Origin of the sequence: Halodurantibacterium daqingense, from assembly GCF_042666235.1 — a bacterium.
GTDB lineage: Bacteria > Pseudomonadota > Alphaproteobacteria > Rhodobacterales > Rhodobacteraceae > Halodurantibacterium > Halodurantibacterium daqingensis.
The window spans coordinates 242,709-268,073 of the sequence record NZ_JBHTFQ010000005.1 but is presented as its reverse complement, the minus strand read 5'-3'; the positions used below and the strand labels follow the sequence as shown (position 1 = coordinate 268,073).

Annotated in this window: 25 protein-coding genes; 15 read left to right on the top strand and 10 right to left on the bottom strand. The window is 66.8% G+C overall.

Annotated elements, in window-relative coordinates; all coding sequences use genetic code 11:
* Positions 1-15: 15 nt before the first annotated feature.
* The 15 genes from ACFQXB_RS11060 to ACFQXB_RS10990 all read left to right on the top strand — a co-directional run bounded on the left by ACFQXB_RS11060 (position 16) and on the right by ACFQXB_RS10990 (position 12,000).
* Positions 16-957, top strand: coding sequence for an ABC transporter substrate-binding protein (locus tag ACFQXB_RS11060; RefSeq protein WP_377403349.1), 942 nt, complete (start codon positions 16-18; stop codon positions 955-957).
* On the top strand, positions 954-1,643 hold the full coding sequence (locus ACFQXB_RS11055) for a TenA family protein (RefSeq protein WP_377403347.1): 690 nt from the start codon (positions 954-956) through the stop codon (positions 1,641-1,643). The genes ACFQXB_RS11060 and ACFQXB_RS11055 overlap by 4 nt, the downstream gene beginning before the upstream one ends.
* Positions 1,640-2,368 carry an ABC transporter ATP-binding protein gene (locus ACFQXB_RS11050; protein WP_377403345.1) on the top strand — a complete coding sequence of 243 codons (729 nt, stop codon included), beginning with the start codon at positions 1,640-1,642 and terminating at the stop codon, positions 2,366-2,368. The genes ACFQXB_RS11055 and ACFQXB_RS11050 overlap by 4 nt, the downstream gene beginning before the upstream one ends.
* Entirely contained in the window at positions 2,365-3,102 is a 738-nt protein-coding gene (locus ACFQXB_RS11045; RefSeq protein WP_377403343.1) for an ABC transporter permease, read from the top strand. The genes ACFQXB_RS11050 and ACFQXB_RS11045 overlap by 4 nt, the downstream gene beginning before the upstream one ends.
* A 70-nt stretch (positions 3,103-3,172) precedes the next feature.
* Complete coding sequence (locus tag ACFQXB_RS11040; protein ID WP_377403341.1) at positions 3,173-3,484, top strand: hypothetical protein; 312 nt, start codon at positions 3,173-3,175, stop codon at positions 3,482-3,484.
* A 16-nt stretch (positions 3,485-3,500) separates the two neighbouring features.
* Positions 3,501-3,755 (top strand): GlsB/YeaQ/YmgE family stress response membrane protein, encoded by a 255-nt coding sequence (locus ACFQXB_RS11035; protein ID WP_377403340.1) that lies wholly within the window; start codon positions 3,501-3,503, stop codon positions 3,753-3,755.
* A 242-nt stretch (positions 3,756-3,997) separates the two neighbouring features.
* On the top strand, positions 3,998-4,570 hold the full coding sequence (locus tag ACFQXB_RS11030; protein WP_377403338.1) for a Na+/H+ antiporter subunit E: 573 nt from the start codon (positions 3,998-4,000) through the stop codon (positions 4,568-4,570).
* On the top strand, positions 4,567-4,851 hold the full coding sequence (locus tag ACFQXB_RS11025; RefSeq protein ID WP_377403336.1) for a monovalent cation/H+ antiporter complex subunit F: 285 nt from the start codon (positions 4,567-4,569) through the stop codon (positions 4,849-4,851). Before ACFQXB_RS11030 ends, ACFQXB_RS11025 begins: the two co-directional genes overlap by 4 nt.
* Positions 4,844-5,143 (top strand): cation:proton antiporter, encoded by a 300-nt coding sequence (locus tag ACFQXB_RS11020; RefSeq protein WP_377403334.1) that lies wholly within the window; start codon positions 4,844-4,846, stop codon positions 5,141-5,143. The genes ACFQXB_RS11025 and ACFQXB_RS11020 overlap by 8 nt, the downstream gene beginning before the upstream one ends.
* Positions 5,140-6,075 carry a hydrogenase subunit MbhD domain-containing protein gene (locus ACFQXB_RS11015; RefSeq protein WP_377403332.1) on the top strand — a complete coding sequence of 312 codons (936 nt, stop codon included), beginning with the start codon at positions 5,140-5,142 and terminating at the stop codon, positions 6,073-6,075. Before ACFQXB_RS11020 ends, ACFQXB_RS11015 begins: the two co-directional genes overlap by 4 nt.
* Positions 6,072-6,368: an NADH-quinone oxidoreductase subunit K gene (locus tag ACFQXB_RS11010; RefSeq protein ID WP_377403330.1), complete on the top strand. Its 297-nt coding sequence runs from the start codon at positions 6,072-6,074 to the stop codon at positions 6,366-6,368. Before ACFQXB_RS11015 ends, ACFQXB_RS11010 begins: the two co-directional genes overlap by 4 nt.
* Positions 6,365-7,813, top strand: coding sequence for a complex I subunit 5 family protein (locus ACFQXB_RS11005; RefSeq protein WP_377403328.1), 1,449 nt, complete (start codon positions 6,365-6,367; stop codon positions 7,811-7,813). The genes ACFQXB_RS11010 and ACFQXB_RS11005 overlap by 4 nt, the downstream gene beginning before the upstream one ends.
* A complete protein-coding gene (locus tag ACFQXB_RS11000; RefSeq protein WP_377403326.1) occupies positions 7,810-9,273 on the top strand; it encodes a proton-conducting transporter transmembrane domain-containing protein in 1,464 nt (487 codons plus the stop codon). The genes ACFQXB_RS11005 and ACFQXB_RS11000 overlap by 4 nt, the downstream gene beginning before the upstream one ends.
* A complete protein-coding gene (locus ACFQXB_RS10995; RefSeq protein ID WP_377403324.1) occupies positions 9,270-10,931 on the top strand; it encodes a complex I subunit 5 family protein in 1,662 nt (553 codons plus the stop codon). Before ACFQXB_RS11000 ends, ACFQXB_RS10995 begins: the two co-directional genes overlap by 4 nt.
* 97 nt (positions 10,932-11,028) lie before the next feature.
* Positions 11,029-12,000: a 1-phosphofructokinase family hexose kinase gene (locus ACFQXB_RS10990; RefSeq protein ID WP_377403322.1), complete on the top strand. Its 972-nt coding sequence runs from the start codon at positions 11,029-11,031 to the stop codon at positions 11,998-12,000.
* A gap of 184 nt (positions 12,001-12,184) precedes the next feature.
* On the opposite strand, the gene ACFQXB_RS10985 is transcribed toward ACFQXB_RS10990, so the two are convergent.
* The 10 genes from ACFQXB_RS10985 to ACFQXB_RS10940 form a co-directional block, all read right to left on the bottom strand.
* Positions 12,185-13,798: a BCCT family transporter gene (locus ACFQXB_RS10985; RefSeq protein ID WP_377403320.1), complete on the bottom strand. Its 1,614-nt coding sequence runs from the start codon at positions 13,796-13,798 to the stop codon at positions 12,185-12,187.
* A gap of 419 nt (positions 13,799-14,217) precedes the next feature.
* Positions 14,218-15,831 (bottom strand): ABC transporter ATP-binding protein, encoded by a 1,614-nt coding sequence (locus tag ACFQXB_RS10980; RefSeq protein WP_377403318.1) that lies wholly within the window; start codon positions 15,829-15,831, stop codon positions 14,218-14,220.
* Position 15,832: 1 nt separating this feature from the next.
* Complete coding sequence (locus tag ACFQXB_RS10975) at positions 15,833-16,963, bottom strand: ABC transporter permease (RefSeq protein WP_377403316.1); 1,131 nt, start codon at positions 16,961-16,963, stop codon at positions 15,833-15,835.
* 10 nt (positions 16,964-16,973) lie between these two features.
* Positions 16,974-17,897, bottom strand: a complete 924-nt coding sequence (locus tag ACFQXB_RS10970; protein WP_377403314.1) for an ABC transporter permease subunit — start codon at positions 17,895-17,897, stop codon at positions 16,974-16,976.
* A gap of 52 nt (positions 17,898-17,949) precedes the next feature.
* On the bottom strand, positions 17,950-19,545 hold the full coding sequence (locus tag ACFQXB_RS10965) for a peptide ABC transporter substrate-binding protein (RefSeq protein WP_377403312.1): 1,596 nt from the start codon (positions 19,543-19,545) through the stop codon (positions 17,950-17,952).
* A 226-nt stretch (positions 19,546-19,771) separates the two neighbouring features.
* Positions 19,772-20,857 carry a formate dehydrogenase subunit gamma gene (locus ACFQXB_RS10960; protein ID WP_377403310.1) on the bottom strand — a complete coding sequence of 362 codons (1,086 nt, stop codon included), beginning with the start codon at positions 20,855-20,857 and terminating at the stop codon, positions 19,772-19,774.
* Positions 20,858-21,496: a formate dehydrogenase FDH3 subunit beta gene (gene fdh3B / locus ACFQXB_RS10955; protein ID WP_377403308.1), complete on the bottom strand. Its 639-nt coding sequence runs from the start codon at positions 21,494-21,496 to the stop codon at positions 20,858-20,860.
* Between the two features lie 9 nt (positions 21,497-21,505).
* On the bottom strand, positions 21,506-24,430 hold the full coding sequence (locus ACFQXB_RS10950) for a formate dehydrogenase subunit alpha (RefSeq protein ID WP_377403306.1): 2,925 nt from the start codon (positions 24,428-24,430) through the stop codon (positions 21,506-21,508).
* A gap of 9 nt (positions 24,431-24,439) precedes the next feature.
* Entirely contained in the window at positions 24,440-24,673 is a 234-nt protein-coding gene (locus ACFQXB_RS10945) for a twin-arginine translocation signal domain-containing protein (protein ID WP_377403304.1), read from the bottom strand.
* A gap of 25 nt (positions 24,674-24,698) precedes the next feature.
* Entirely contained in the window at positions 24,699-25,322 is a 624-nt protein-coding gene (locus ACFQXB_RS10940) for a TorD/DmsD family molecular chaperone (RefSeq protein WP_377403302.1), read from the bottom strand.
* Positions 25,323-25,365: the final 43 nt, after the last annotated feature.

The following is a 25,365-nucleotide window of genomic DNA, read 5'->3' as shown; positions in this document are numbered from 1 at the left end:
AAGAAGGTCCCTCTGATGAAGCTTTGGAGCGCGTTTCTTTCCCTTTTTCTGCTTTTTCCCTCGATGGCCCTGTCGCAGGACCGCCTGAGCCTCATGCTTGACTGGTTCGTGAACCCGGATCACGGCCCGATCATCCTGGCGCGTGAACTGGGTTATTTCGAAGCGGAAGGCCTGGTCATTGACCTCATCACACCGTCGGATCCGAATGATCCGCCGCGCATGGTGGCGGCGGGCCGCATCGATCTGGCCGTGACCTATCAGCCTCAGCTGCATCTGAGCCGGCACCAGGACCTGCCGCTGCTGCGGGTGGGCACGCTGATTTCAACGCCGCTGACCTGCCTTGTGGTGCTTGCGGACGGCCCGGTCAAAAGCCTCGGCGATCTGCGCGGGCGCAAGGTCGGCTATGCGGTGGCCGGTGTGCAGGAGGCGCTGCTGGGTGGAATGCTGGCCAGCCACGGGCTGCGCATGGAGGATGTCGAGGCCATCAACATCGGGTGGTCGATCTCGCCCGCGCTGATGTCGGGGCAGGTGGATGCGGTGATCGGCGCCTACCGGAACTTCGAGCTGAACCAACTGGCGCTGGAAGGGGTCGAGGGGCGCTGCTTCTATCCCGAGGAAGAGGGCGTTCCGGCCTATGACGAGCTGATCTACGTCGCCCATTCGGAGCGGCTGGACCACGAGCGTATCGCGCGCTTCCTTGCCGCCACCGAACGCGCGACCCATTACATCGTCAACCATCCGCAGGCGGCATGGGAGATCTTTGCCGCCACCGCGCCCGAGTTGCGCACCGAACTGAACGCGCGCGCCTGGGTGGACACCTGGCCGCGCTTCGACACCCGCCCGGCGGCGATGGATCCGGGCCGCTATCAGCGGTTCGAAGGCTTTCTGCAGGGGCAGGGGCTTGTGACGGATCTGCTGTCCGTCGCCGAGCTCGCCGTCGATGTGAACGCGCCATGACGGGGCCGGTGGACTACGGCGCGGCCTTTGCGCGGTGGCGGGGCCATGCACCCGATTGGTCGGCCTATACCGGCCATGCCTTCGTCACCGAACTCGGAGAGGGGCGGCTGCCCCGGGCGTCCTTCCTGCATTACCTTCGGCAGGACTACGTCTTTCTGTTCCACTTCTCGCGCGCCTGGGCACTGGCCGCGGCAAAGGCAGCAACCGACGCCGAACTGCGTGCGGCGAGTGGCGTGCTGCACGGGCTTGCCCATGTCGAAATGCCGATGCACATCCGCATCTGCGCCGAGGCAGGCATCCCCCGCGCGGCCCTTGAGGCCACGACCGAGGCGGCCGAAAACCTCGCCTATACGCGTTATGTCCTTGAGGCGGGCTATTCGGGTGACTTCCTGGATCTTATGGCCGCGCTGGCACCCTGTGTTCTGGGCTATGGCGAAATCGGCGCGCGGCTTGCGCGGGCCGGCGCGGGGGGGCCCTATGCGGACTGGATCGCGACCTATGGAGGCTCCGACTATCAGGGCCTTTGCGCCGAAGTTGGTGCGCTGATCGATGCGGCGCTGGTGCATCGCCTTGGTCCCGACTGGGCGGCACTGCCGCGAGCGGCGGCCTTGCAGGCACGGTTTGATACCGCGACCCGGCTCGAGGTCGGCTTCTGGGACATGGGCCTCCGGGGCGCGCGGGCGTGAAGCTGCCCCCGCCTGCGATCACCGTCGAAGGCTGTGCCTGGCTGGGGAACGCGCCACTGTTCGGCCCGCTACGGCTGGTGCTGCAGGCGGGGTGCTGGACAAGTCTCCTGGGGGTTTCGGGTGCGGGCAAGACAACCCTTCTGCGGGTTCTTGCCGGGCTTGAAACCGGTGCGCGGTTCGAGGGCGCGATCACGGCCGGGGACGGTGCGGCAGTGGGGCCCCGCCTCGCGTTCATGGGGCAGTCGGACCTGCTGCTTCCCTGGGCGGATGTCATCGGCAATGTGACGCTGGGCGCCCGGCTGCGGGGCAAGCGGCCCGATCTGACCCGAGCGCGGCGCTTGATCGCCCAGGTCGGGCTTGCCGGGCACAGCCATCTGCGACCAGCGGCCCTGTCTGGCGGTCAGAGACAGCGCGTCGCCTTGGCGCGCACGCTGATGGAGGACCGCGCGATCGTCCTGCTGGATGAGCCCTTTTCGGCGCTTGATGCCCGCACCCGTGCCGAGATGCAGGAGCTTGCCGGCAGGCTGCTGCAGGGACGCACCGTGTTGCTTGTCACCCACGACCCGCTCGAGGCCGCGCGTCTGAGCCATGCGGCCTGGCTTCTGCATCGGGGCAGGTTGGAGGCACTTGATCTTCCCGCGACGCCGCCGGTCCGGCCGGTGGAGCAGCCCGGGACGCTGCAGGCCCAGGCGGAGATGCTTGCGCGACTGCGGGCGCTGACATGAAGGGCCTGATGCGCGCGCTTGGGGTTCTTCTGCTGGCAGTTGCGGGGTGGCAGGTGCTGGTCTGGCTGACGGCCGTGCCCCATTTCATCCTGCCCGCGCCCGAGAGGGTGGCGCGCAGCCTCTGGGCCAACCGGGCGCTTCTGGCTGAAAACGCGGTCGCGACCTATGGCCAGATCCTGCTGGGCCTTGCGCTGGGAACCGTGCTTGGCTGTGGCACCGCCGTGCAGCTTGCCCTGTCGCCGCTGGCACGGGTGGCGCTGCGCCCGGTTCTTGTCTTTGCGCAGGCAATTCCTGTCTTTGCACTCGCGCCGATCCTGACCCTGTGGCTGGGCTATGGCCCGGCCTCGAAGGTCGTGATGGTGGTGCTGGTAACCTACTTCCCGGTTGCCTCGGCGCTTCATGACGGGCTGATGCGGATGCCGCAGGGATATGACGATCTGGCGCGCGTGATGGGCGCAGGGCGGATGCGCCGGCTGTGGCAGCTGCAATTGCCGCTTGCGCTGCCGGCGCTGGGATCAGGGGTGCGGCTTGCGGCCGTGGCGGCGCCCTTTGGCGCGGTCATAGGCGAATGGGTCGGTTCATCGCGGGGGTTGGGCTATCTGATGCTGCTGGCGAACGGCCGCGCGCAGACCGACCTGATGTTTGCGGCACTGGTGGTGCTGGCGGGGTTTACCGTCGCGCTGCATCTTGCGGTGGACCGGCTGGCGCTGGCCCTGACCCGCCGGATCGGGTGATCCGGAACCGGCGCGCGGCTTGCGCGTTGCACTTGGGAACAACTGCACAGCAAGCACCAAGGAGGCTGTCATGGCTGACACTGACAAGGCGAAAGAGCAGGTCGAGGAGCTCCGCAAGAAGGCCGAGGCCGAAGGCGAGCGCTTGCGCGAAAAGGCCCGTTCGGCGGCCGAGCGGGCCTCGCACGAAGGGTCGGAGCTTTGGGAAGAGGCCACCGAGCGTGCCCATGCGCTGGCCGACCGCGCCCGGCATCAGGCCCATGAGCTGGGCGGCGCCCTGCGCGACAATCCCGCAACGGCAGCCACAGCGCTGACCACCTTCGGGCTGGTCTGTTTCGGCCTGGGTCTCGCGATTGGCGCGGCCATGACCGACAACCGGCGCTGACCCGGAGGGCTGGCCGATGGAGGACGCGCAAGTCGGCTGGATCGCGGCGATCATCATCGGAGGGCTTGCCGGTTGGCTGGCCTCAAGCGTGATGAAAAGCGATACCGGCATTTTCCTCAACATCATTCTGGGCATCGTCGGGGCCTCGATCGCGAGTTTCCTTCTGGGGATCTTCGGCGTCGCCTTCGTGGGCTGGATCGGATACCTTGTGGCGGGATTCATCGGGGCCGTGATCCTGATCTGGATTGCCCGCGCGATCCGGTCCCGCTGACCCGGACCGCACTGGCGAGAAGTTCGTTCGCCCATGCGCTGCCGAAGGTTTCGGCGGCGCCTCTGCCTGTCACCGCGGCGCGGCCGGTGATCATCCCGCGGTCGAAGCCGCGCGAGGTGAACAGGACCGGGGGGTTCGATCCCCCCAAGCGCGCGGCTGCCTGATGTGCGCGATCTGGACAAGCGTGCGATTTCACCCATCCGATGGGCAAGACCCTCCGCAAGGCCGGGCCAGGGGCGCAGATGTCGCAACCGATTTGCCTTGCCAACCCGGCGCCCGGCTTCATTATTCCGCTCATGGTTGATCGTTCGTCCTTTCCCCTGCCTGGTGCGGTTCTGCGGCGGCTGGCGGCCTTCGCCACGCTGTGGCTGGTGCTGGCGGGCGCGGCGCCGGACGCGCTGGCCTTCGGCGTGCCGGTTGCAGCCCTCGCCACCTGGATGAGCTTCGCTCTCTTGCCCGCTGGTCCGCCGTTACGGCTGGGGCGCGGTCTGCGCGCCTTGCCGCATTTCCTCTGGCGCTCGGTCGTCGGCGGTGTCGATGTCGCGCAGCGGGCCTTCCATCCGCGCCTGCCGCTTGATCCGGGCTGGGCCAAGGTGCGGGTGCCGCTGGGGGGCGGCGCACGCGTGGCACTGGGGGCGGAACTGTCGCTGATGCCCGGCACGCTTGTCGCAGGAAGCGCCGGCGACCGGCTGCTGATCCACATGCTGGACCGCAGTCAGGACATCGAGGGCGCCGTCGCGCTTGAGGCGGGGCGGCTGGCCGAGATCGCGGGCGCCGCACAGGAGGCCTCGGGAACAGGCGGGGGGGAATCGTGACCGACTGGTATTTCGGCCTGGCGATCCTGTTGCTTCTGTCGCTGGGCGGTGCGCTTTGGCGCGTATGGAAAGGGCCTGCCCCGGCCGACCGGATGATGGCGGCGCAGCTTGTGGGCACCGGGGCGGTGGGGATCATCCTGCTGTTGTCGGCGGCAGCGGGCTGGGCGATGATCGACGTGGCGGTGGTGCTTGCGCTTCTCGCGGCCTTTGCGGCCGTCGGCTTCGTCAAGGCGCAGACCCGGGGCGGGGCCGGCGACCCGGAGGAGGGGCAGGATGGCTGATCTTGTGACCATCCTTCTCAGTGCTGCCGGGCTGATCTTTTTCATCGCCGGCACGGCCGGGCTTATTCGCTTTCCCGACACCCACAGCCGGCTCCATGCGCTGACCAAGGCCGACAATCTGGGGCTGGGGCTTCTGATTCTGGGCCTGGCCTTTCAGGCCGACAGCTGGATGACGCTGGGCAAGCTCGCGCTGATCTGGGTGCTTGCCCTTGTGGCGGCGGGAACCACGGCGCAGCTTGTGGCGCGCACCGCGCTGGATGAGAAACGGGCTGCGACGCGGGGGCCGAAATGAGCCTTGGCTTCGATCTGCTGCTGTGCGCAGCCATCCTTCTTGTGGCTCTTGCCGCGATTGCGGGGCGGGATCTGTTTCGCGCCATGGTGTTCTTCATCGTCTATGGTGTTTTCATCGCCCTTGCCTGGCTGAGGCTTGGCGCAACCGATGTGGCCCTGGCCGAGGCGGCGATCGGTGCCGGGCTGACGGGGCTTTTGCTGCTGCGCGCGCTCGCGCGGGTGCCGGCGCATGTTCCGGGCAGCGGCTCGGCGCCGGGTGCGGTTCTGGCGGGCGCGGGGGCGCTTGGGGTGACGCTTGCACTGGGCTGGGGATTTCTCGCCCTGCCTGAAGCTGCGGGGCTCGGTGCGACGGTGCGCGCGCTTGGGCCTGGCGCCGGGGCAGAGAACCCGGTCACCGCCGTTCTGCTGGCCTTCCGCGCCTGGGACACGCTGCTGGAAAGCATCGTGCTTCTGGCGGCGCTGGTCGGTGTCTGGGTTCTGGGCCGCGACGCGGCCTGGGGCGGACGACTTGGTCTGCGGCAACATGTCCGTCCCGAAGGCGTGCTGGCAAGTTTCGGCCGCATTCTGCCGCCGGCCGGGCTGGTGATCGGCATCTATCTTGTCTGGGCCGGGACAAGCCGCCCGGGCGGCGCCTTCCAGGGCGGAACGGTGCTGGCCGCCGTCGCGCTCCTGACCCTGATGGCGGGGCTCGCCCGGGCCCCAAGGGTGCTTGCGCGGCGTTTGCGTCTGGCGCTGATCCTGGGGCCGGTGCTGTTTCTGTCCGTCGGGATCCTGGGGGCGGTTCTGCAGCCGTGGTTTCCGGGGGCTGCCTTTCTCGCGCTGCCCGAGGCGGCAGCCAAGCCCTTGATCCTGCTGATCGAACTGGTGCTGACCTTGTCGATTTCCGTGACCCTGGCCGCCCTTGTCGCCGGCCCCCCCGAGGAGGAGCCATGAGTGTCACGCTCTTCGGCCTGACCGGAGCGGCGCTGATCGGGCTTGGCCTGTTCGGCTTCGTCCTGCACCGGCATCTTCTGCGGCGGCTTCTGGCCTTCAACGTGATCGGATCGGGCATCTTTCTCTATTTCGGGGCGGCCGGCGCGCGCGGAGGTCTGGCGGACCCGGTGCCGCAGGCGCTGATCATCACGGGCATTGTGGTGGCGCTTGCGGCAACGGCGCTTGCCGTCGCCCTGATCCTTGCCCATGCCCGGGAAAGCGGCCAGGCTCATCTGCCCGAGGATGCGCCGTGATCGCGTTTGTGCCGCTTCTTCCGGCGCTGCCGCTTCTGGGGGCGCTTGTCGCCGTGTTCTGGCCTGCGGCAGGGGGCGCGGTGGCGGCATCGGTGGCTGTGGCGGTGTCGCTGCTGCTGATCCCTCTTGCCGGGATGCGCGCCCCGCTGGCTACCGATCTGGGCGGATGGGTTCCTCCGCTTGGGATTGCGCTGCAGATGGACGGACTTGCAGTGGCCTTCGCGGGATTTTCGGCGGTGGTGATGCTTGCGGTGGTCGTGGCAGCGCCCTTTCGCGGCACCGGACGGATTGCCGCCGCCTTCTGGCCGCTGGCGCTGCTGCTTTGGGGGGCGCTGAACGCGATCTTCCTCTCGCGTGACCTGTTCAATCTTTATGTGGGCCTCGAACTGCTCAGCCTTGCGGCCGTCTCGCTGGTGGCGCTGGACGGAAAGGCCGAGGCGATCGCGGCTGCGCTGCGCTACCTGGTCTTTGCCCTGATCGGATCGCTTCTGTATCTGCTGGGGGCCGCGCTGGTCTATGCGGCACATGGCAGCCTTGATCTTGCGGATCTGCCGCAGCGCGTGGTGGCGGCGCCCGATCTGCTGGCCGCCGGGCTGATGACCGCGGGCCTGCTGGTCAAGACCGCGCTCTTTCCCTTCCACGCCTGGCTTCCGCCGGCCCATTCCGGCGCCCCGGCCGCAGCATCGGCGATGCTGTCGGCGCTGGTGCCCAAGGCGTCGTTCTATATCCTTCTGAGGCTCTGGTTCGACGGTATGCCGGATCTGGGTGAACCGGTCTTTCTGGCGCTGATGGGTGCCCTGGGCACGGCGGCGATCCTCTATGGCGGGCTCATGGCTCTGCGGCAGGACCGGCTCAAGCTGCTGATCGCCTATTCGACCGTTGCGCAGCTGGGCTATCTGTTCCTGGTGTTTCCGCTGGCGGGGGGCGCGGATGCGGCGCAGCCCTGGGCGGCGGGCGCCTGGACCGCAACCGTCTTTCATGCCGCGGCCCATGCCTTTGCCAAGGCGGCGATGTTTCTCTGCGCCGGCCTGTGGCTGGCGGCGCTGGGGCATGACCGGATCGAAGGGCTGCGCGGCATGGTCCGCACGACCCCCATGCTTGTCTTCGCCTTTGCGCTGTCGGCCGTGTCGCTGATGGGGTTGCCGCCCTCGGGCGGGTTCACCGCCAAGTATCTGATGGTCACTTCGGCCTTTGCTGCGGGAACGCCGCTTTGGGCCCTGGGTCCGCTGGCGGGCGGGCTGCTGGCGGCGGTCTATCTTTACCGCCCCCTGGCCGAGGCTTTTGGCGCCCCGGCACCGCAGGATATCCGCCCGGTGCCCCGAAGCCGGCAGATCGTGCCGCTGCTGCTGGCGCTGATGGCGATCCTTCTGGGCGTCTTCTCGAATCCGCCGTTCGATCTGGTGCAGATCGGCCGGCCCGCGGCCGCCGTCGAGGGTGTGGAATGAGCGCGCTTCTGCCCCTTCTGATCCTGATGACCTCGCTTGTGCCGGCACTGGTGACCTTCTTCCTGCGCGACGATCAGCATCTGCTGCGCAACGGGCTGAACCTGGGGGGCGCGCTGCTCAAGCTCGGGCTGATCCTCTACATGCTGAATGCCGTGGCGGGCGGGCAGGTCTATGAAACGCGCTTCAACTTTGCGCCCGGCCTTTACCTGCTGCTGCGCGCCGATGCGTTGTCGCTTCTGTTCCTGACGCTTTCGGCGCTGCTGTGGCTGCTGACCACGATCTATGCGATCGCCTATTTCGGCAACAAGCCCGACCTGTCGCGGTTCTTCGGCTTCTTCAGCCTCTGCGTCGCGGCCACCACCGGCATCGCCCTGTCGGGGACGCTGATCTCGTTCTTCATCTTCTACGAGCTTCTGACCCTTTCGACATGGCCACTGGTCGTTCACAAGCAGAACGCAGCCTCGCTTGCCGCAGGGCGCAGCTATCTCGGCTATGCGCTGCCGGGAAGCGTGGCCCTGCTGGTGGCGATCCTGTGGCTTGAAAGCGCGCTTGGGCCCGTGGAATTCGCCGTGCCCGCGGGGACAGGCGGGCTGGAGCGGTGGGAGTTGCAGGCAATCTTTGCCCTGTTCATTGCCGGGCTGGGGGTGAAGGCGGCGCTGGTGCCCCTGCATGGCTGGCTGCCCGGCGCGATGGCGGCGCCGGCGCCGGTCAGCGCGCTTCTGCATGCGGTTGCGGTGGTCAAGGCCGGGGCCTTCGGCATTGTGCGGGTGATCTATGATGTCTTTGGCATCGCGCTGGTGGCGGAGCTCGGCGTGGGCCTGCCCCTGGCGGCGCTTGCCTCGGTCACCATCCTCTGGGGGTCGATCCGGGCGTTGCAGCAGACCGAGGTCAAGAAGCGTCTGGCGTTTTCGACGGTCAGCCAGGTGTCCTACATCATCCTTGGCGCCGCTCTCGCCGGCCCCTATGCGGTGATCGGCGGTCTGGTCCATCTGGTGCACCAGGGGCTGATGAAGATATCCCTGTTCTTCTGCGCCGGAATCTATCAGGAGCGCGCCGGCATCAACCGGATCGAAGAGCTGAACGGGATTGGCGCCCGGATGCCCTGGACCTCGGTCGCCTTCAGCCTGGGCGCGCTGGGGATGATCGGCATCCCGCCGATGGCCGGCTTTGTCAGCAAGCTTTACCTGGGGATCGGTGGCCTGCAATCGGGTGCGCCCTGGGTGATTGCGGTTCTGGCGGGATCGACGCTGCTGAACGCGCTTTACTTCCTGCCGCTGCTGTATCGCATCTGGTTTGTTGTGCCCGCAGATCCGACGCTGCCGGGTGAACGCCCGCTGGGCCTGATCGCGCCGGCGGTGCTGACGGCCTTTGCCGCGCTGGCGGTGGGTGTTCTTGCCGGCGCACCCTTCAGCCCGCTGGGCTGGGCGACGCTGATCGTCGAGCGGAAGTATCTGCCATGACCGGGGTCGCCGCCATCGTCGAAGGGCCGGTGACGCCGCTTCTGGTCCTGATATGGCCGCTGTTGCTGGCGGTCCTGGCCGCACTGCCCCCGTTGCGGGAACGGGCGCTGGCTTTCCTGCCGCTTGCGGCCGTGCCTGCACTTGGGCTGGGGCTGCAGATGGTCGTCTGGGGGCCGAGCGAGCCGACGCGCGTACCGGCACTCCTTCTGGGAACGGTGCTGGCTGCGGGGCGCGAGGGGGCGCTGCTTCTGGCCATGACGGGTGCGCTCTGGACGGCGGCCGGAGTCTATGGGACAGCCTATCTGCGCAAGACTGCGCGCCCTGCGGTGCTGACCGGCTTCTGGTGCCTGACGCTTGCCGGCAATCTTGGTGTCTTTCTTGCGGCCGATGTCGTCACCTTCTACGTGGCCTTCGCGGCGGTCTCGCTTGCGGCCTATTTCCTGGTTGTCGCCGAGGGCGATGATCGCGCCTTGCGCGCCGGTCGGATCTATCTCGTGCTGGCAGTGCTGGGCGAGGCCTGTCTGTTGCTGGGCTTCATGATCGGCATCGCCGGGGCCGGAAGCCTTGCCATTGCCGATCTGCGCCCGGTGCTGGCCGAGGCGCCGCTGGCCCTGGCGCTACTGGTCGCGGGTTTCGGGGTGAAGGCGGGTCTCATGCCGCTTCACGTCTGGCTGCCGCTGGCCCATCCTGCCGCGCCGACGCCGGCCTCGGCAGTGCTGTCGGGGGCAATCGTCAAGGCCGGGATCATTGGCATGATCCTTTTCCTTCCGCCGATCGCGCTGCTGGTGGTTCTGGGCGGGATCACCGGATTTGCCGGGGCGCTTCTGGGGCTGACGCAGCGTCATCCGAAGGCGATCCTGGCCTATTCCACCATCAGCCAGATGGGGCTGACGATCATGATCCTTGGCGCCGGCGGTGGCGCGGCGGCGGCGTTCTACGCGCTGCATCACGGGCTGGCCAAGGGCGCGCTGTTCCTGTCGGTCGGACTTGTTGCGGCGGCGGGGCCGCGGTGGCGGCCTGCCGCGCTGGGGCTTGCGGCGCTGGCGGCGCTGTCGGTCGCGGGGGTTCCTCTGACCGGCGGGGCGCTTGCCAAATCGGTCGGAAAGGCAGCGCTCGGCAAGGGCGCGCAACTGGCACTGACCCTTTCGGCGATCACGACGACCCTGGTGCTGGGCTGGTTCCTCCTGCGTCTGCGCGCCGGCACCGCGGTGACGACGGAGGCCACCCGCCCCGGGCTGCGGCTGATCCTGCCGGTGCTGACAATGGTCTTCGCGGCGATGGCCGCGCCCTGGCTTCTGTGGGCGGGCTGGTCGGGACTTCCGGCCGATTATCCTCTGCGCTGGGGCATCATGCGTGACGCGTTCTGGCCGGCGGCGGTGGGGATTGCAGCCGGCGCGGTGGCGCTGCGCCTGGGGCTGCGCCCGCCGGCGCTGCCCGAGGGCGACATCGTGGTGGGGGGCGAGCGGCTCGTCATCCGCCTGCGGGACCGGTTCTTGCGCGGCCTGGCCGGTTCGGCCGCGCCTGAACGCCCGCTGCCGCGGCTTGATCCGGCCGCAGCGGCGGCAGCCCGGCTGGAGCGCGCGCTGATCCGCTGGCGCTTCAGCGGCACGGCGCTGATCCTGACCCTGGTCGTCCTGTTCGTGGCCCTTGCCCTGTGACAGCGGCTCCGGGGACACCGGACCGGGTTGAACCCATGGCGGGGTCATGCGTTGATAGGCGAAACCGGGCCCCGGCCCGCCAGAATGGAACAAGCCCATGCCCCTCCTGCAGCGTGACCAGTGGCCCATCTATACGCTGACGCTCAACCCGGCGCTGGATGTCTCGGCGGATTGCCCGGTGCCGGTCACGCCCGGACCCAAGCTGCGCCTTGATCCACCGCGCAGCGATCCGGGCGGCGGCGGCGTCAATGTGGCCCGTGCGATCCTGCGGCTGGGCGGGGCGGCCACTGCTGTCGTCGCACTTGGCGGCCCGACAGGGGCCGAGCATGAACGGATGCTGCGGGCCGAGGGGCTGGTGCCCAAGGTCCTGCCGGCGCCGGGTGATACGCGCCAGAGCCTGACGGTGACCGAAGCCGAGAGCGGCGATCAGTATCGGTTCGTCCTGCCCGGCGCCCCATGGGACATGGCGCGCGAGGCGGCGGTTCTCGACGAACTGGCCGATCTGATGCCGATGGGTTCGATTCTCGTTCTCAGCGGCAGCCAGCCGCCGGGCCTGAGCGTCGATTTCCCGGCCCGACTTGCGGCACGGCTTGCCCCGCGCGACATCGTGCTGATCGCCGACACATCGGGGGCCGCGCTGCGCCATCTTGTCGAGGCGCCGGTGCCGGGCGCCGCGCCGCGGGTGCTGCGCATGGACGAGGCCGAGGCCGAGGCGCTGGCAGGTGCCTCGCTGTCTGCGCCGCGCGATACCCTGGGATTTGCGCAGTCGCTTGTGGAAAAGGGCGTGGCCCAGGTGGTCGTCATGGCGCGGGGGGCGAACGGCTCGGTTCTGGCGGGACCGGGGGAACGGCTTCATGCCATTCCGCCGCATGTCACCGTGGGCAGCAAGGTCGGCGCGGGTGACAGCTTTACCGGGGCGTTTGCGCTGGCCCTCGCGCGGGGTGCCACCCGCTCCGAGGCGCTGCTGTTCGGCACTGCCGCCGCCGCCGCCGCCGTCATGACGCCCGCGACCGAACTGTGCCGGGCCGAGGATGTGGAGGCGCTTCTGCCCCGCTGCCGGCTGGGATAGCTGCCGGGTGCCCGCCGCCGGGCAGACCCGAATTCCACGGTGCTGACCGGGCGCCCGTGCCTGACACTGCCGGGTCAGCCTCCTGCAGCGCATTTGCCGAATGCCACCTGTCGCGGCAGCTTCGCCGCCAGTCGGGCGCGTCCGGACGCGTCGGTCTGCGCGCGCTGCAGAAGGATCCGGCCAGTCAGCCCTGCGGGCCTTCGCGTTCTGTCGTGACGCTTCCGTCGTCCTCGGTCATCTGCCGCGCCTCTTCCAGCGAGGCGCCGACCGGGGTCTGGTTATTGTCCTCATAGAGCCGCGCCAGCTGTTCCTGCCGATCGGCGGCCAGTTCCCGGAACAGCATCCAGACCATCGCGTAAAGCACCAGGATGAACGGAAGCGCCGCAAGGATCGCCGCGGCCTGAAGCGCCTCCAGCCCACCGGTGGCGATCAGGGTCAGACAGATCGCGGCCATCAGCGCCCCCCAGATCAACCGCTTGGCCAATGGCGGTGCGATGCTGCCCTTGTCGGTCAGCTGCGACACCACATACGAGGCCGAATCCGCCGAAGTGATCAGGAAGATGAACACGAGGACCATTCCCAGAAGCGAGAGGAGTGTCGAGAAGGGGAACAGTTCGAAGAAATGAAACAGCGAGGTGGTGATGTTGTCCTGCACTGCTGCGGCAAGCCCGGCATTGCCTGCGGCCTCGAGATGCAGCGCGGCACCGCCGAAGATCCCCATCCAGATGCAGGCCAGCAGCGGCGGAACCACCAGTACACCCACGACGAATTCACGGATCGAGCGACCGTAGGAGATGCGCGCCACGAAGGTGCCGACGAAGGGCGACCAGGCGATCACCCAGGCCCAGTAGAAGATGGTCCAGCCATAGCCCCAGCCGCTGTCGCTGTAGGGGTCGGTCTGCAGGCTCATGAACACGAAATACTGCAGGTAGTCCCCGATGCCCTGCACGAAGATGTCGAGAATGGCGATCGTCGGGCCAAAGACCAGAACGAAGACCATCAGCCCGAGTGCCACCGTCAGATTGATGGTCGAGAGCAGGCGGATTCCCTTTTCCAGCCCCGTCGCGGCCGAGATCATGTAGGCCACGAACATGATGCCGAGGATGATGACCTGCCACAGAAAGCCCTCGGGCACACCATAGAGATGGCTCAGCCCGCCATTGACCTGCAGCACCCCCAGCCCAAGCGACGTCGCCACCCCCATGACCGTCGCCACCACGGCGAAGATGTCGAGTGCGCCCGATATCTGCCGCCGGGCGCGGAACCGGCGCGTGACCGGGTCAAGCACCACCGAAACGAGGCCCGGCTTGCCCTTGCGGAACTGGAAGAAGCCGATGATCAGCCCGACAATGGAAAAGGCGGCCCATTGGCTGACACCCCAGTTGAAGAAACTGTACTGGATCGCCAGTTCGGCGGCTTCGGCCGTGCCCGGTTCAGCCATGGCATGGGGCGGGTCAAGGTAGTGGCTCATCGGCTCGGCGACGCCATAGAACACAAGGCCGATCCCGAAGCCCGCGGCCAGAAGCATCGACACCCAGGAATAGTAGGAAAACTCGGGCACGCTGTCGGGGGGGCCCAGGCGGGTATCGCCGTATTTGGAAAAGGCCAGAAAGACCAGGACGGCAACGAAGCCGAAGATCGAGAGCAGGAAGAACCAGCCGAAGCTGTGTGTGGCCCAGTCAAGCCCCGCTTCGGCGGCGGCGCCAAAAGCCTGCGGCATCGCGGCGCCAATCGCCACCAGCACAAGGATGATCGCGACCGAGATCAGAAATACAGGCTGGCGATAACGGTCGTTCATCTTGGCTCCTGTTCCGGTTGGGTCACCCCTTCGTGAGGCTAACCATCAGCGGCAGAAGAGGTTCCGCCCGCTGGTCCGCGCCCTGGTCGTTCGGGCACACGATCCTGCTGCCTTTCACACCTCCTGGCCCCGGGGAGGGAGTGCGGCCAAAAGACCGGGGCGGAGAGCGACAGACCGGTTTTGTCAGCGGCGCTGTCAGCGTGCGTCGAAACGCGCGCGGCGTGTTGCCGGGATGCACGGGCAAACGCAGCCGGGCAGGCGATTGTCCCTGCCGAGCGGGCAGCAGACCGCCCTGCCATCGCCCCGGGCTGCGGATCCTGCGGCATGAGAGGGTCCGCATGGCTGCCGGCACCCATCCGCGGCCGTGCGGGCAGTGCGGCGCCGGGAAGCTGAACGCGTCAGGCGCCGCGCGACCTGGGTCAGCCCCGATCGGGCCGGAAGCGTCGCGTGTCCAGCGCTGCGGCCATCAGGTCGCGCGTATAGGGCTGGGTGGGGCTGTCAAAGACAGCATCCGTCGCACCTTCCTCGACGATCCGTCCCTGCTTCATCACGATGATATGGTCAGACAGCGCGCGAACCACAGCAAGATCGTGGCTGATGAACAGATAGGACAGCCCATGCTGCTGCTGCAGCCGGCGCAACAGGTCGACGATCTGCTTCTGCACCGACCGGTCAAGCGCTGATGTCGGCTCGTCCAGCACGATCACCTTCGGATGCAGGATCATCGTGCGCGCGATCGCAATCCGCTGGCGCTGCCCTCCTGAAAATTCGTGCGGGTAGCGGTTGCGCATCGCGGCATCCAGGCCCACCTCTTCAAGCGCGGCGCCGGCGCGGCGGTCGCGCTCGCGGGCAGACAGGCCGGGTTCGTGGATCAGCAAGCCCTCGGTGATGATGCCACCGACGGTCATGCGTGGTGACAGGCTTCCGAACGGGTCCTGGAACACCAGCTGCAATTCGCGGCGCAACGGGCGCAGCACGGCCTGATCGGTCGGCATGTCTCGGCCCAGATAGGTGATCCGCCCCTCGCTGGGCAGCAGCCGCAACAGCGCCCGACCGGCCGTGGATTTGCCCGAGCCGGATTCGCCCACCAGCCCGACCGTCTGCCCCTCGCGCAGCGAAAGCGAGATCCGGTCGACGGCCTTCACCTCGCGCCGCGTGCTGAAAAGCCCGCCGCCGCTGGAGAAGGTCACCGCCAGATCCTGTGCATCGATCAGCGTGGGTGCCGTGGCGGGCGGCGGCTCCTTGCGGCCCTCGGGCTCGGCGTTCAGAAGCATCTGCGTATAGGGATGTTCGGGTGCGGCATAGACCTGCTCGGTCGGGCCTTCCTCGACCACCTCGCCGCGCTTCATCACATAGACCCTGTCGGCGAAGCGTTTGACGATGCCAAGGTCGTGGGTGATGAACAGGATCGCCATGCCCAGCTGTGCCTGCAGCCGGGCCAGAAGTTCGAGGATCTGCGCCTGGATCGTCACGTCAAGCGCCGTCGTGGGTTCATCCGCAATCAGAAGGTCGGGGTCATTGGCCAGCGCCATGGCGATCATCACCCGCTGACGCTGCCCCCCCGAAAGCTCGTGCGGATAGCTGTCGATGCGTCGCTCGGGCTCGGGGATGCCGACCAGCTGCAACAGTTCGATGATCCGCGGCCGCGCGGCGCGGCGCGACAGGCCGCGATGATGGCGCAGCGGCTCGGCCAGTTGTTCCCCGATCCGGTAAAGCGGATCGAGCGAGGTCATCGGTTCCTGGAAGATCATGGTGATCTTGTTGCCGCGGATGCGGTTGAGCGCACGGTCGGGCAGGCCGATCAGTTCGGTGCCGTTATAGCGGGCGCTGCCGGTGGTGCGCCCGTTCTGCGCCAGAAGCCCCATGAGCGCCATGGTCGTCTGGCTTTTGCCCGAACCGGATTCGCCCACGATTGCCACGGTTTCCCCCGGCATGACCCGCAGGTCGATCCCGCGCACCGCCTCGACCGGGCCGTCATTGGTCTGGAATGTCACGCGCAGGTCGCGGACATCAAGGACAGGAGTGTTCGACATGCTAGCGGTCCTTCGGGTCAAGACTGTCGCGCAGGCCGTCGCCCAGGAAATTCAGCGCAAACAGGATGGCGGTCAGGGTCAGCGCCGGCCAGATCAGCAGCCAGGACGCGCCGCGCATGTTCGAGGCCCCTTCCGAGATCAGCAGGCCAAGCGAGGTGAGCGGTTCCTGCACCCCGAGGCCAAGGAAGGACAGAAGGCTTTCCAGCAGGATCGCTTTCGGCACCAGAAGCGTCACGAACACCACGACCGGCCCAAGGGTGTTGGGTATGATGTGGCGACGCAGGATGCCCCGCCGCGTGGCACCTAGGGCTTCGGCCGCCTGGACAAACTCCTGCCGTTTCAGCGACAGCGTCTGCCCTCGCACGATCCGCGCCATGTCCAGCCATTCCGTCGCGCCGATCGCGATGAAGATGATGAATATGTTCCGCCCGAAGAACACCACAAGCAGGATGACGAAGAAGATGAAGGGCAACGAATAAAGCACATCTACGACGCGCATCATCAGGCTGTCGACGCGCCCGCCCAGATAGCCGGCTGTGGCGCCATAGGCCACGCCCAGCACCAGCGCCATGACCGAGGCAAGAAGCCCGATCGCAAGCGAGATGCGCACCCCGATCATGATCCGCGCCGCAAGATCGCGCCCCAGCGCATCGGTGCCGAAGATGAAATGCAGCTGCTGCACCTGCGCGCTGAGCGTGCCGCTGCGGCCATCCTCGGACAGCACGAGCTGTGGATTGAAGAACAGGTCCGACCGCTCGAAGTAGCGCAGGATGCGGGGGTCGATCGGCTCGTCCGCAGTCAGGGTCACGCTGACCACGCCGCCGTCAAGCTCGGGCGGTGTGGCGGGGGCAAGCCGGGTCCGGTTCAGTTCACGTTCGAAGTTCGGCAGCACGGTATCGGCGCGCGGCCAGGCCTCGAGCCCCGCGGGAACGCGGACGAACTGCGGATAGACCCGGTCATGGGGATGGGGATACAGCATCGGGCCAAAGACGCCGATCACGGCCAGAACCAGCAGCACGATGGCGCTGGCAACGGCGGCGCGGTTCCGGCGCAGCCGCAGCCAGGCATCCTGCCAGAGCGAGCGGCCGGCCACGGGGGCGTCGATGGTCACGGGATCGGGTGTCACGGTCATCTCGGCCCCCTCAGTCATAGCGCACGCGCGGGTCGAGCAGCGTGTAAAGCAGATCGACGATCAGGTTGAAAATGATGACGAAACAGGCGATCACCACCACCGTTCCCATCACCAGCGTATAGTCGCGCCCAAGCGCCCCCTGGACAAAGTAGCGGCCGATGCCCGGGATGCCGAAGATGGTTTCCACCACCACGGATCCGGTCAGAAGCCCTGCCGCCGTCGGCCCGAGATACGACACCGCCGGCAGAAGCGCCGCCCGCAGCGCGTGTTTCACCACGACGATGCGCGCGGGCAAGCCATAGGCCCGCGCCGTGCGCACATGGTTGGATCGCAGCGCCTCGATCGTGGCGCCGCGCACCAGCCGGGCGATCACGGCGACCTGCGGCAATGCCAGGGTCGTGATCGGCAGCACCCAGTAGATCGGGTTGGCCGAGGACCAGCCGCCTGCGGGCACCAGGCCAAGGATCACGCCGAAAAACAGGCTGAGCAGCGGGGCAACCACGAAGTTGGGCGTGGTGATGCCAAAGGTCGCAACGGCGACGATGGCGTAATCCAGCGTGCTGTTCTGGCGCAGCGCGGCCATCGCACCCAGGATCACCCCAAGCACCACCGCTGCCAGAAGCGCAAGCCCGCCCAGCAGCACCGAGACCGGCAGGCCGGCCCGGAACAGCTCGTTCACGGTAAAGTCGCGCCGGGTAAAACTTGGCCCGAGATCGCCCTGCAACAGATTGCCGAGATAGGTCAGATACTGCGACCAGAGCGGCGCATCGAGGTTGAAGGCGCGGTTGAGGTTCGCCATGATGAGGGGATCGATGGGGCGTTCCAGATCGAACGGCCCGCCGGGTGCCATCCGGATCATGAAAAACGCCAGCGTGACGATCACGAACAGCGTGGGGATTGCGCTGAGCAATCGCCGCAAGGTGTATCGCAGCATGTCTTGGTCCTTCCGGTGGGCGGGGCCAGCGCGGCCCCGCCCGTTTGCACGATCAGTTCAGCGTCAGCCAGCGGGTGCCATGCACATCCATCAGGTTGTCTTCCCAGCCCTCGACCCGGTCCGAAACCAGCGCGCGCGACGAGTAATAGAGGATCGGGATGGCCGGAACATGTTCAAGGAACAGACGCTCGGCATCGGCCAGGATCTCGGCCCGGGCCTCGAGGTCAAGCTCCTGTTCCGCCTCGCGCATCAGGGCGTCGTAATCCGCGTTCGACCAGCGCGGATAGTTGAAGGACACGCCGGTCTGGAACAGGAACAGGAAGTTCTGCGGATCGTTGTAATCGCCGATCCAGCCTGCGCGCACCATGTCGAAGGGGCCATCTTCGCGCAGGTAGTTGAAGTAGCCCGAGCCCTCCATCTCGTTCATCGTGGCGTTGATGCCGATGGCGCCCAGTTGATCGGCGATGGCGGCCATGGTGTTGCGGTTGTTTTCCGAGGTGTTGTAGCGCAGCTCGATCGTCAGGCTGTTCGGGGCGATCCCCGCCTCCTCCAGCAGCGCCAGCGCCTGGTCTTCCCGGTCCAGAAGATCGTCGCCGGCATAGGGCAGCTCTACGCCGTCGATGTAGTTGGCGATGCCCGGCGGCACCAGCGAATAGGCGGGAAGCATGGTGTCCTGCCAGACTTCGGTCGCGATGAAGTCGCGGTCGATCACCATCGAGATCGCCTGACGCACCCGCGGATCGGAAAGCGGCCCGGGATTGGTCGTCTTGATCGGCAGGTAATAGGTGCCGAGATAGGGCGCGATGCGCAGCTGGTCGCCCAGGTTCTGGCGCATGTAGGCCATCTGTTCGGCCGGCACGTCCGAGCAGATATGGACCTCTCCGGCTTCAAAACGGCGCAGGCAGGTGGCGCGGTCCTCGAACGGGGTCCATTCGATCCGGTCGATCTGCACGGCGTCTGCATCGTGGAAATGCGGGTTCTTGACCATGACCATCCGGTCATTCGGCACATAGCTTTCCAGCATGTAGGCGCCGTTCGTGACCATCACGCCCGCGCGGGTAAAGTTCGCGCCCTCGGCTTCGACCGAGGCCTGATGCATGGGCAGCGCGGTCTGGTGGGTCAGGAGTTCGATGAAATAGGGGGTCGGCGTGTGCAGGGTGATCTGCAGCGTGTGATCGTCCAGCGCCTCGACGCCCAGGTCCTCGGGCGGCATTTCGCCGGTGGCGATTGCTTCGGCATTCAGGATCGGGAACAGCATGCTGGCATAGCCGGCGGCCGTTTCGGGGGTCATGATCCGGCGGTAGGCGAAGACAAAATCATGTGCCGTCACCGGATCGCCGTTCGACCACATCGCGTTGTCGCGCAGGTTGAAGGTGTAGGTGAGGCCATCTTCCGATTCCTCCCAGCTTTCCGCGACGCCGGGCACGATCTCGCTTTCGGCATCATAGACGACCAGACCTTCGTACAGGTCGCGCAACACGTTCGCCTCGGAGATCGTCGAGGTCAGGTGATGGTCCAGCGTGGCCGGATCGGTATCGTTGCCGCGCACAAGCGTCACCTGTGCCGAGGCAAGGGCCGTGGTGCCCAGAAGAAGGGTCGCCGCGCAGAGGCCGGTATGCACCGACTGTCGCAGGAAGGAACGGGTCATGGTCATCTCCCAGTATTCTTGTTGATCGGCGGATCATGCAGCCTGTGGGAGAGTGTGCAACCGTTAATATCGCGCGTGACGTTACGGCAACGAAATTGATGCAGGATGCGATGGGTGCGATGAAACAGAGGCCCCGAACGGGGCCTCTGATGCGCAATTTTCAGCAAGATCAGGGGGCGATTCTTGAACAGGCTTCAGCTGGCAGGCCAGGACGCCCCGCCCGTTCTCAGCGCATTCCTGCACCGCTGCGCTGCGGCGACTCAGGCGCTGCGGCCGGCGGCGAGGACGGTCGCCGCGATCCGAACTCGGTGTCATACCAGCCGCTGTGGTGTTCCTTCGCCCAGTTTTCATCGACCTCGCCACGGCCCATCGCGTCAAAGGCGCCCTCCATTCCGAGCGTGCCGAGATAGATATGGGCGATGATCACCGCGATCAGCAGGGCCGCGATCACCCCGTGCAGCGCATGGGCGATCTGCATCCCGGTGATCCCGCTGACGAAGAACGGCAAGAGCAGCGCAAGCCCGGTCACGGAAACGGCCAAGCCGCCGAGAATGACCACCCAGAAGATGATCTTCTGCCCCGCGTTGAAGCGTTCCGCCTCGGGGTGGGGGGTGCCGGGGCCGCTGAACATGCCGCCCGCCTTCTTCAGCCAGATCAGATCGGTGCGGTTGGGGATGTTGTCGCGCACCCAAAGGCCCGCCATCAGCACGATGCCGATGATGAACGGCGCGCCGGCGGCGTTATGCACCACCTTCGACGCCTCGGCCAGGGTGTTGAAACTGTAGTGGCCCATCAGCGGGATCAGCAGGTAGCGGCCGAAGGTGATGACCAGCCCGGTCAGCGCCAGCGCAAGGAAGCTGACCGCCGTCAGCCAATGGGTGAAACGTTCGACCCAGTTGAAGCGCGGCACCCAGCGGCCCGAGCGGCCCGCCTCGATCCGGATCCGACCGCGCCAGAGGAAAAATGCGCCGAGCGCCAGAACCGTGATGCCGATCGCGGCCGTGGCAATCCAGAACAGCCCCTGGATGCGGAAACTGCGCCAGACCCGCCCGTCGGGCTGAACCAGGACGCCCAGCCGATCATCCGGGATCGAAATGCGACCGCGCAGCTGGTCGTCATGGGGGATCATGATCGGCACGTCGTCGGGGTTGATCGGTTCGGCCGAGGGGGTGCGCGCTTCAAGCCCGGGCTGGACATAGCGGTTTTCATCCCAGCCGCCGCCAACGCCGACGGAATCCTGTTGCGCGGTCAGCGGCGCGGGCAGAAGGAAAAGCGTGGCGATGACCGTCAGGGCAAGCTGCTTCCAACGCATCTAGGCATCCCCCCGTTCGTCAAAGCGCACATGGGGCGCATAGGTGTCGCGCTGGCTGCGGCCGTAAGCCACCGACCAGCCCCAGGCGCCCGAACCATAGCCCCGACGCACCACACGTTCCTTGTAGATCTCGACCAGAATGTCCTGGTCGCCGGCCATCAACGATCGGGTGGAACACATCTCGGCGCAGAGCGGCAGCTTGCCTTCGGCCAGCCGGTTGGTGCCGTATTTGATGTATTCCTCCTCGGAGTTGTCCTGTTCCGGGCCGCCGGCGCAATAGGTGCATTTGTCCATCTTGCCGCGCCCGCCAAAGTTGGTGACCCGCGGGAACTGCGGCGCGCCAAAGGGGCAGGCATAGAAGCAATAGCCGCAGCCGATGCAGATATCCTTGGAATGCAGCACCACCCCTTCCGCAGTGGGATAGAAGCAATCCACAGGGCAGACCGCGGCGCAGGGCGCATCGGTGCAGTGCATGCAGGCCATGGAGATCGAGCGTTCGCCCGGCTGCCCGTCCTGCAGCGTGACCACACGGCGGCGGTTGATGCCCCAGGGAACCTCGTGTTCGTTCTTGCAGGCGGTGACGCAGGCATTGCATTCGATGCAGCGTTCGGAATCGCAAAGGAATGTCATTCGGGCCATGGCGTCACCTTACGCTTTCTCGACCCGGACAAGGGTCGCCTTGGTTTCCTGCATCAGCGTCATCGGGTCATAGCCATAGGTGGTGACCACATTGGCGGGTTCGCCCAGCACGATCGGATCGGCACCGGCGGGATAGAACCGGCGCAGGCTTTCGCCTTCCCAGTAGCCGCTGAAATGGAAGGGCAGGAACACCACCCCGGGCCCCACACGTTCCGTCACAAGGGCCGCCATGCGCGACCGGCCGCCTTCGGGGCCCACGATCCAGACCTGATCGCCATCGGCGATACCTAGCCGTGCGGCATCCTGCACGTTGATTTCGGCGAACATTGTCTGCTGGAGTTCCGCCAGCCAGCTGTTCGAGCGCGTCTCCTCACCGCCGCCCTCGTATTCCACCAGTCGGCCCGAGGTATAGACGAAGGGGAAATCCTCGGAGACGCGCGCGTCGATCGCTGCCTGCTGCACCGAACGGTTGAGAAGCGGCAGGCGGAAGTCGCGCATGTCCTCGATCGCCGGATAGTCGGCGGCCAGATCGGGACGCGGCGTATAGACCGGTTCGCGATGCACAGGCACCGGGTCGGGCAGGTTCCAGGCAACGGCGCGCGCCTTGGCATTGCCGTAGGGCAGGCAACCGTGGCTGATCGCCACCCGCATGATCCCGAAGGACAGGTCGGCGGCCCAGGACACATCATCGACATTGTCGCCGCCGATCGCCTCGATCACCGCCAGCTCTTCCGGGGTCAGTTCGGCATCCCAGCCCAGGGTGCGCAGCACCGCCATGGTGAATTCGGGATAGCCGTCCTCGATCTCGGACCCGAGCGAATAACTGCCCTCGGCCAGCAATGTCTCGCCGTCGCGTTCGATGCCAAAACGGGCGCGGAAGGTGCTGCCGCCCTCCATCACATGTTTGGATGTGTCGTAAAGCGTCGGGCTGCCGGGATGCTGCCATTCGGGGTGGCCCCAGCACGGCCAGGGCAGGCCGTAATAGTCCCCCGCAAGCGGCCCCTCGGTCGCGCGCATCGAGATCTTGTCGAATGTATGCTGATAGCGCATGTGCAGCTTGAGCCGTTCGGGGCTCTGGCCGGTATAGCCGGTCGAGATGCAGCCCCGGTTGATCTCGCGCAGGATGTCTTCGGCGAGCGGTTCGTTGTCCACGACCTGGATATGTCTGCACAGGTCATCGGCAAAGCCCAGCTTGTCGGCCAGGCGGTAAAGGATCTCGCGGTCGTTCTTCGATTCGAAGATCGGCTCGACCACCTTCTGACCCCATTGCAGCGAGCGGTTCGAACAGGCGCGGCTGCCGTCCTGTTCGAACTGGGTGCAGGCAGGCAGGATATAGCTGTTGTCGCGCCGTTGCTGCACGGCCGCAAAGGTCGTGGGATGGGCATCCACGACCACCAGAAGGTCAAGATTGGCCAGACCTTCCAGCATGTCGGGCATCCGCGTCACGGTGTTGCCGCCGTGGCCCATGACGAACATGCCCCGGATGGGGTTGGGCTGGTCCACCGTTTCGCGGTCGGCGGCAGCGCCATCGAACCAGCGCGTGGTCGGGATGCCCTTGGCTTCCATCAGGGCGCGCCGCTCGTCAGGGCTCATGCCCTCGGTGCCGAAGCGCGCGACGAGATCGTCGTAATCCACGTCCCAGACCCGGGCGAAGTGCCGCCAGGCCCCTTCGTCCAGCCCGTAGTAGGAGGGCAGGGTCGATACATCGAGCCCCATGTCGGTCGCGCCCTGCACGTTGCAGTGGCCACGATAGATGTTGGCGCCGCCGCCCTCGACGCCGATGTTTCCCAGCGCGAGCTGCAGGATCGAGAAGGCGCGCACATTCGCGGTGCCAACCGATTTCTGCGTGGCCCCCATGCACCAGATCAGCGTGCCGGGCTTGTTGTGGGCGATGGCGCGCGCCACTTCGAACAGCTGCGCGCCGGGCACGCCGCTGATGCGCTCTACCTCCTCGGGGGTCCAGCGGGCCACTTCGGCACGGATCGCCTCCATGCCATAGACGCGCTGCGCGATGAACTCGCGGTCTTCCCAGCCGTTCTCGAAGATATGCCACAGGATGCCCCAGACCACCGGGATGTCGGTGCCGGGTCGAATCCGGACATATTGCGTCGCATGGGCAGCGGTGCGCGTGAATCGGGGGTCGATCACGATCCAGGGCGCGCGGTTATGCTCCTTCGCGCGCAGCATGTGCTGCATGGCGACGGGATGCGCCTCGGCGGGATTGGCGCCAATGATCAGCAACGATTGGGCGTTCTGGATGTCGTTGAACGAATTGGTCATCGCGCCATAGCCCCAGGTGTTCGCAACACCTGCCACCGTGGTCGAGTGACAGATCCGCGCCTGATGGTCGATGTTGTTCGTGCCCCAGAAGGCCGCGAACTTGCGCATCAGATAGGCGCTTTCGTTGGAAAACTTGGCCGATCCCAGCCAGAACACGCTGTCGGGGCCATAGGTGTTGCGGATCTCCAGCAGCTTGTCGCCGATCTCCTCGATGGCCTGATCCCAGCTGATCCGCGTCCATTCGCCGTTTACCAGCTTGAGCGGGTATTTGACCCGCCGCTCTCCCTTGACCAGTTCGCGCACGCTGGCGCCCTTGGCGCAGTGGGTGCCCTGGCTGATCGGGCTTTCCCAGCCCGGTTCCTGCTGGACCCAGACGCCGTTCTGCACCTCGGCCACGACGGTGCATCCGACCGAGCAGTGCGTGCAGATGTTCTTGCGCAGTTCCTTCGGGATGTCGGCGCGGATCGGTGCCGCCTCGGCCCTGCGCACGAAACGGCCGGGCAGGGCGCCAAGGCCGGCCAGACCGCCGGCCGCCAGGCCGCTTTGCTGCAGAAAAGACCGCCGGGTGACGCCTTTGCCCCCGCCGGCCTGTGATGCCATACGCGCGACAAGCCCGCTGCGTGCCGCTGTTGCCGTGGTGCGCTTGATCAGCATGACCGTCCCCTAAAGCCGGTTGAGGAAATAGAACCGCTCGACATGCGGGGTGAGGCTGTAGCGCTGCTTCGGCTCGCCGGCCGGGCTGTGCACGTTCTGGGCGATTGCGGCCCCCGCACCGGCTGCAGCCCCGGCAGACAGAAGCCCCAGCTTGAGGAATCCGCGCCGGTCGGGGCCGAGGGTCGGGGCGGGCGGTTCGGGTGGGCGGCGGTTCGGGTGGCGGGTGCTGCCGTCGTCGGTCATGGCCTTCCTCCTCGCCGCCGGACCGTCAGGTCAGGGCGGCGGCATTCTGCTCGATCTCCATCAACAGGGCTCCGCAGCGCCCGACCGCCCGATAGAACCGGGCCGAAGGGGCGGCCTCGAGATCGGCGAAGAACCGCGGTGCCCAAGAGAACAGATAACGATCCTGGAACCGTGCTTGTTCCTGACTTTTCGCAGGTTCCTGTGCCGCGCCCGGGAATGCGCCCTCGATCAGGCCGGCCATGATCTCGGCCAGGCCGGCGATGTGGTCCTCGGGTTCGGACATTTCACCGGTGCGGGCAATGCCGAGGCGCAGCATGTCGCCGCGCAGCGATACAAGCGGCCGGTCATGCAGGAAGCCGGTGATGTAGTAGGAGGCATAAGGGACCAGTTCACCGGTCTGCACGCCAATGAACAGGCGGTTGAATTCCCGCTCCACCTCGGGGGCGGACATGGTCGCCGCGGATTCGGCCAGCGCGCCGATCGCACGGCCCCAGTCGCTTCCGTCCCCGCTCAGGGCCGCCAGCCGGTTCAGCAGATCGGCATCCGGGGGCGCCGCCAGGAGCGCGGCAAGCAGCCGGTAGGCCTGGGCACGCATCTGGTCATCCTGGTCGGCGGTGCGGATCTGGGACGGATCGGGGGAAGGGTGCATCTGTGCCTCTCGGTTCACTGCCGGCGCGCGACGCCGCTTGGTC

Excerpts from the sequence above, each read along its gene's own strand:
- ACFQXB_RS11060 (WP_377403349.1), top strand. The coding sequence starts at position 16 with ATGAAGCTTTGGAGCGCGTTTCTTTCCCTTTTTCTGCTTTTTCCCTCG.
- ACFQXB_RS11055 (WP_377403347.1), top strand. The coding sequence starts at position 954 with ATGACGGGGCCGGTGGACTACGGCGCGGCCTTTGCGCGGTGGCGGGGC.
- ACFQXB_RS11045 (WP_377403343.1), top strand. The coding sequence starts at position 2,365 with ATGAAGGGCCTGATGCGCGCGCTTGGGGTTCTTCTGCTGGCAGTTGCG.
- ACFQXB_RS11040 (WP_377403341.1), top strand. The coding sequence starts at position 3,173 with ATGGCTGACACTGACAAGGCGAAAGAGCAGGTCGAGGAGCTCCGCAAG.
- ACFQXB_RS11035 (WP_377403340.1), top strand. The coding sequence starts at position 3,501 with ATGGAGGACGCGCAAGTCGGCTGGATCGCGGCGATCATCATCGGAGGG.
- ACFQXB_RS11030 (WP_377403338.1), top strand. The coding sequence starts at position 3,998 with ATGTCGCAACCGATTTGCCTTGCCAACCCGGCGCCCGGCTTCATTATT.
- ACFQXB_RS11020 (WP_377403334.1), top strand. The coding sequence starts at position 4,844 with ATGGCTGATCTTGTGACCATCCTTCTCAGTGCTGCCGGGCTGATCTTT.
- ACFQXB_RS11015 (WP_377403332.1), top strand. The coding sequence starts at position 5,140 with ATGAGCCTTGGCTTCGATCTGCTGCTGTGCGCAGCCATCCTTCTTGTG.
- ACFQXB_RS11010 (WP_377403330.1), top strand. The coding sequence starts at position 6,072 with ATGAGTGTCACGCTCTTCGGCCTGACCGGAGCGGCGCTGATCGGGCTT.
- ACFQXB_RS11000 (WP_377403326.1), top strand. The coding sequence starts at position 7,810 with ATGAGCGCGCTTCTGCCCCTTCTGATCCTGATGACCTCGCTTGTGCCG.
- ACFQXB_RS10995 (WP_377403324.1), top strand. The coding sequence starts at position 9,270 with ATGACCGGGGTCGCCGCCATCGTCGAAGGGCCGGTGACGCCGCTTCTG.
- ACFQXB_RS10990 (WP_377403322.1), top strand. The coding sequence starts at position 11,029 with ATGCCCCTCCTGCAGCGTGACCAGTGGCCCATCTATACGCTGACGCTC.
- ACFQXB_RS10985 (WP_377403320.1), bottom strand. The coding sequence starts at position 13,798 with ATGAACGACCGTTATCGCCAGCCTGTATTTCTGATCTCGGTCGCGATC.
- ACFQXB_RS10980 (WP_377403318.1), bottom strand. The coding sequence starts at position 15,831 with ATGTCGAACACTCCTGTCCTTGATGTCCGCGACCTGCGCGTGACATTC.
- ACFQXB_RS10975 (WP_377403316.1), bottom strand. The coding sequence starts at position 16,963 with ATGACCGTGACACCCGATCCCGTGACCATCGACGCCCCCGTGGCCGGC.
- ACFQXB_RS10970 (WP_377403314.1), bottom strand. The coding sequence starts at position 17,897 with ATGCTGCGATACACCTTGCGGCGATTGCTCAGCGCAATCCCCACGCTG.
- ACFQXB_RS10965 (WP_377403312.1), bottom strand. The coding sequence starts at position 19,545 with ATGACCCGTTCCTTCCTGCGACAGTCGGTGCATACCGGCCTCTGCGCG.
- ACFQXB_RS10960 (WP_377403310.1), bottom strand. The coding sequence starts at position 20,857 with ATGCGTTGGAAGCAGCTTGCCCTGACGGTCATCGCCACGCTTTTCCTT.
- fdh3B (WP_377403308.1), bottom strand. The coding sequence starts at position 21,496 with ATGGCCCGAATGACATTCCTTTGCGATTCCGAACGCTGCATCGAATGC.
- ACFQXB_RS10950 (WP_377403306.1), bottom strand. The coding sequence starts at position 24,430 with ATGCTGATCAAGCGCACCACGGCAACAGCGGCACGCAGCGGGCTTGTC.
- ACFQXB_RS10945 (WP_377403304.1), bottom strand. The coding sequence starts at position 24,673 with ATGACCGACGACGGCAGCACCCGCCACCCGAACCGCCGCCCACCCGAA.
- ACFQXB_RS10940 (WP_377403302.1), bottom strand. The coding sequence starts at position 25,322 with ATGCACCCTTCCCCCGATCCGTCCCAGATCCGCACCGCCGACCAGGAT.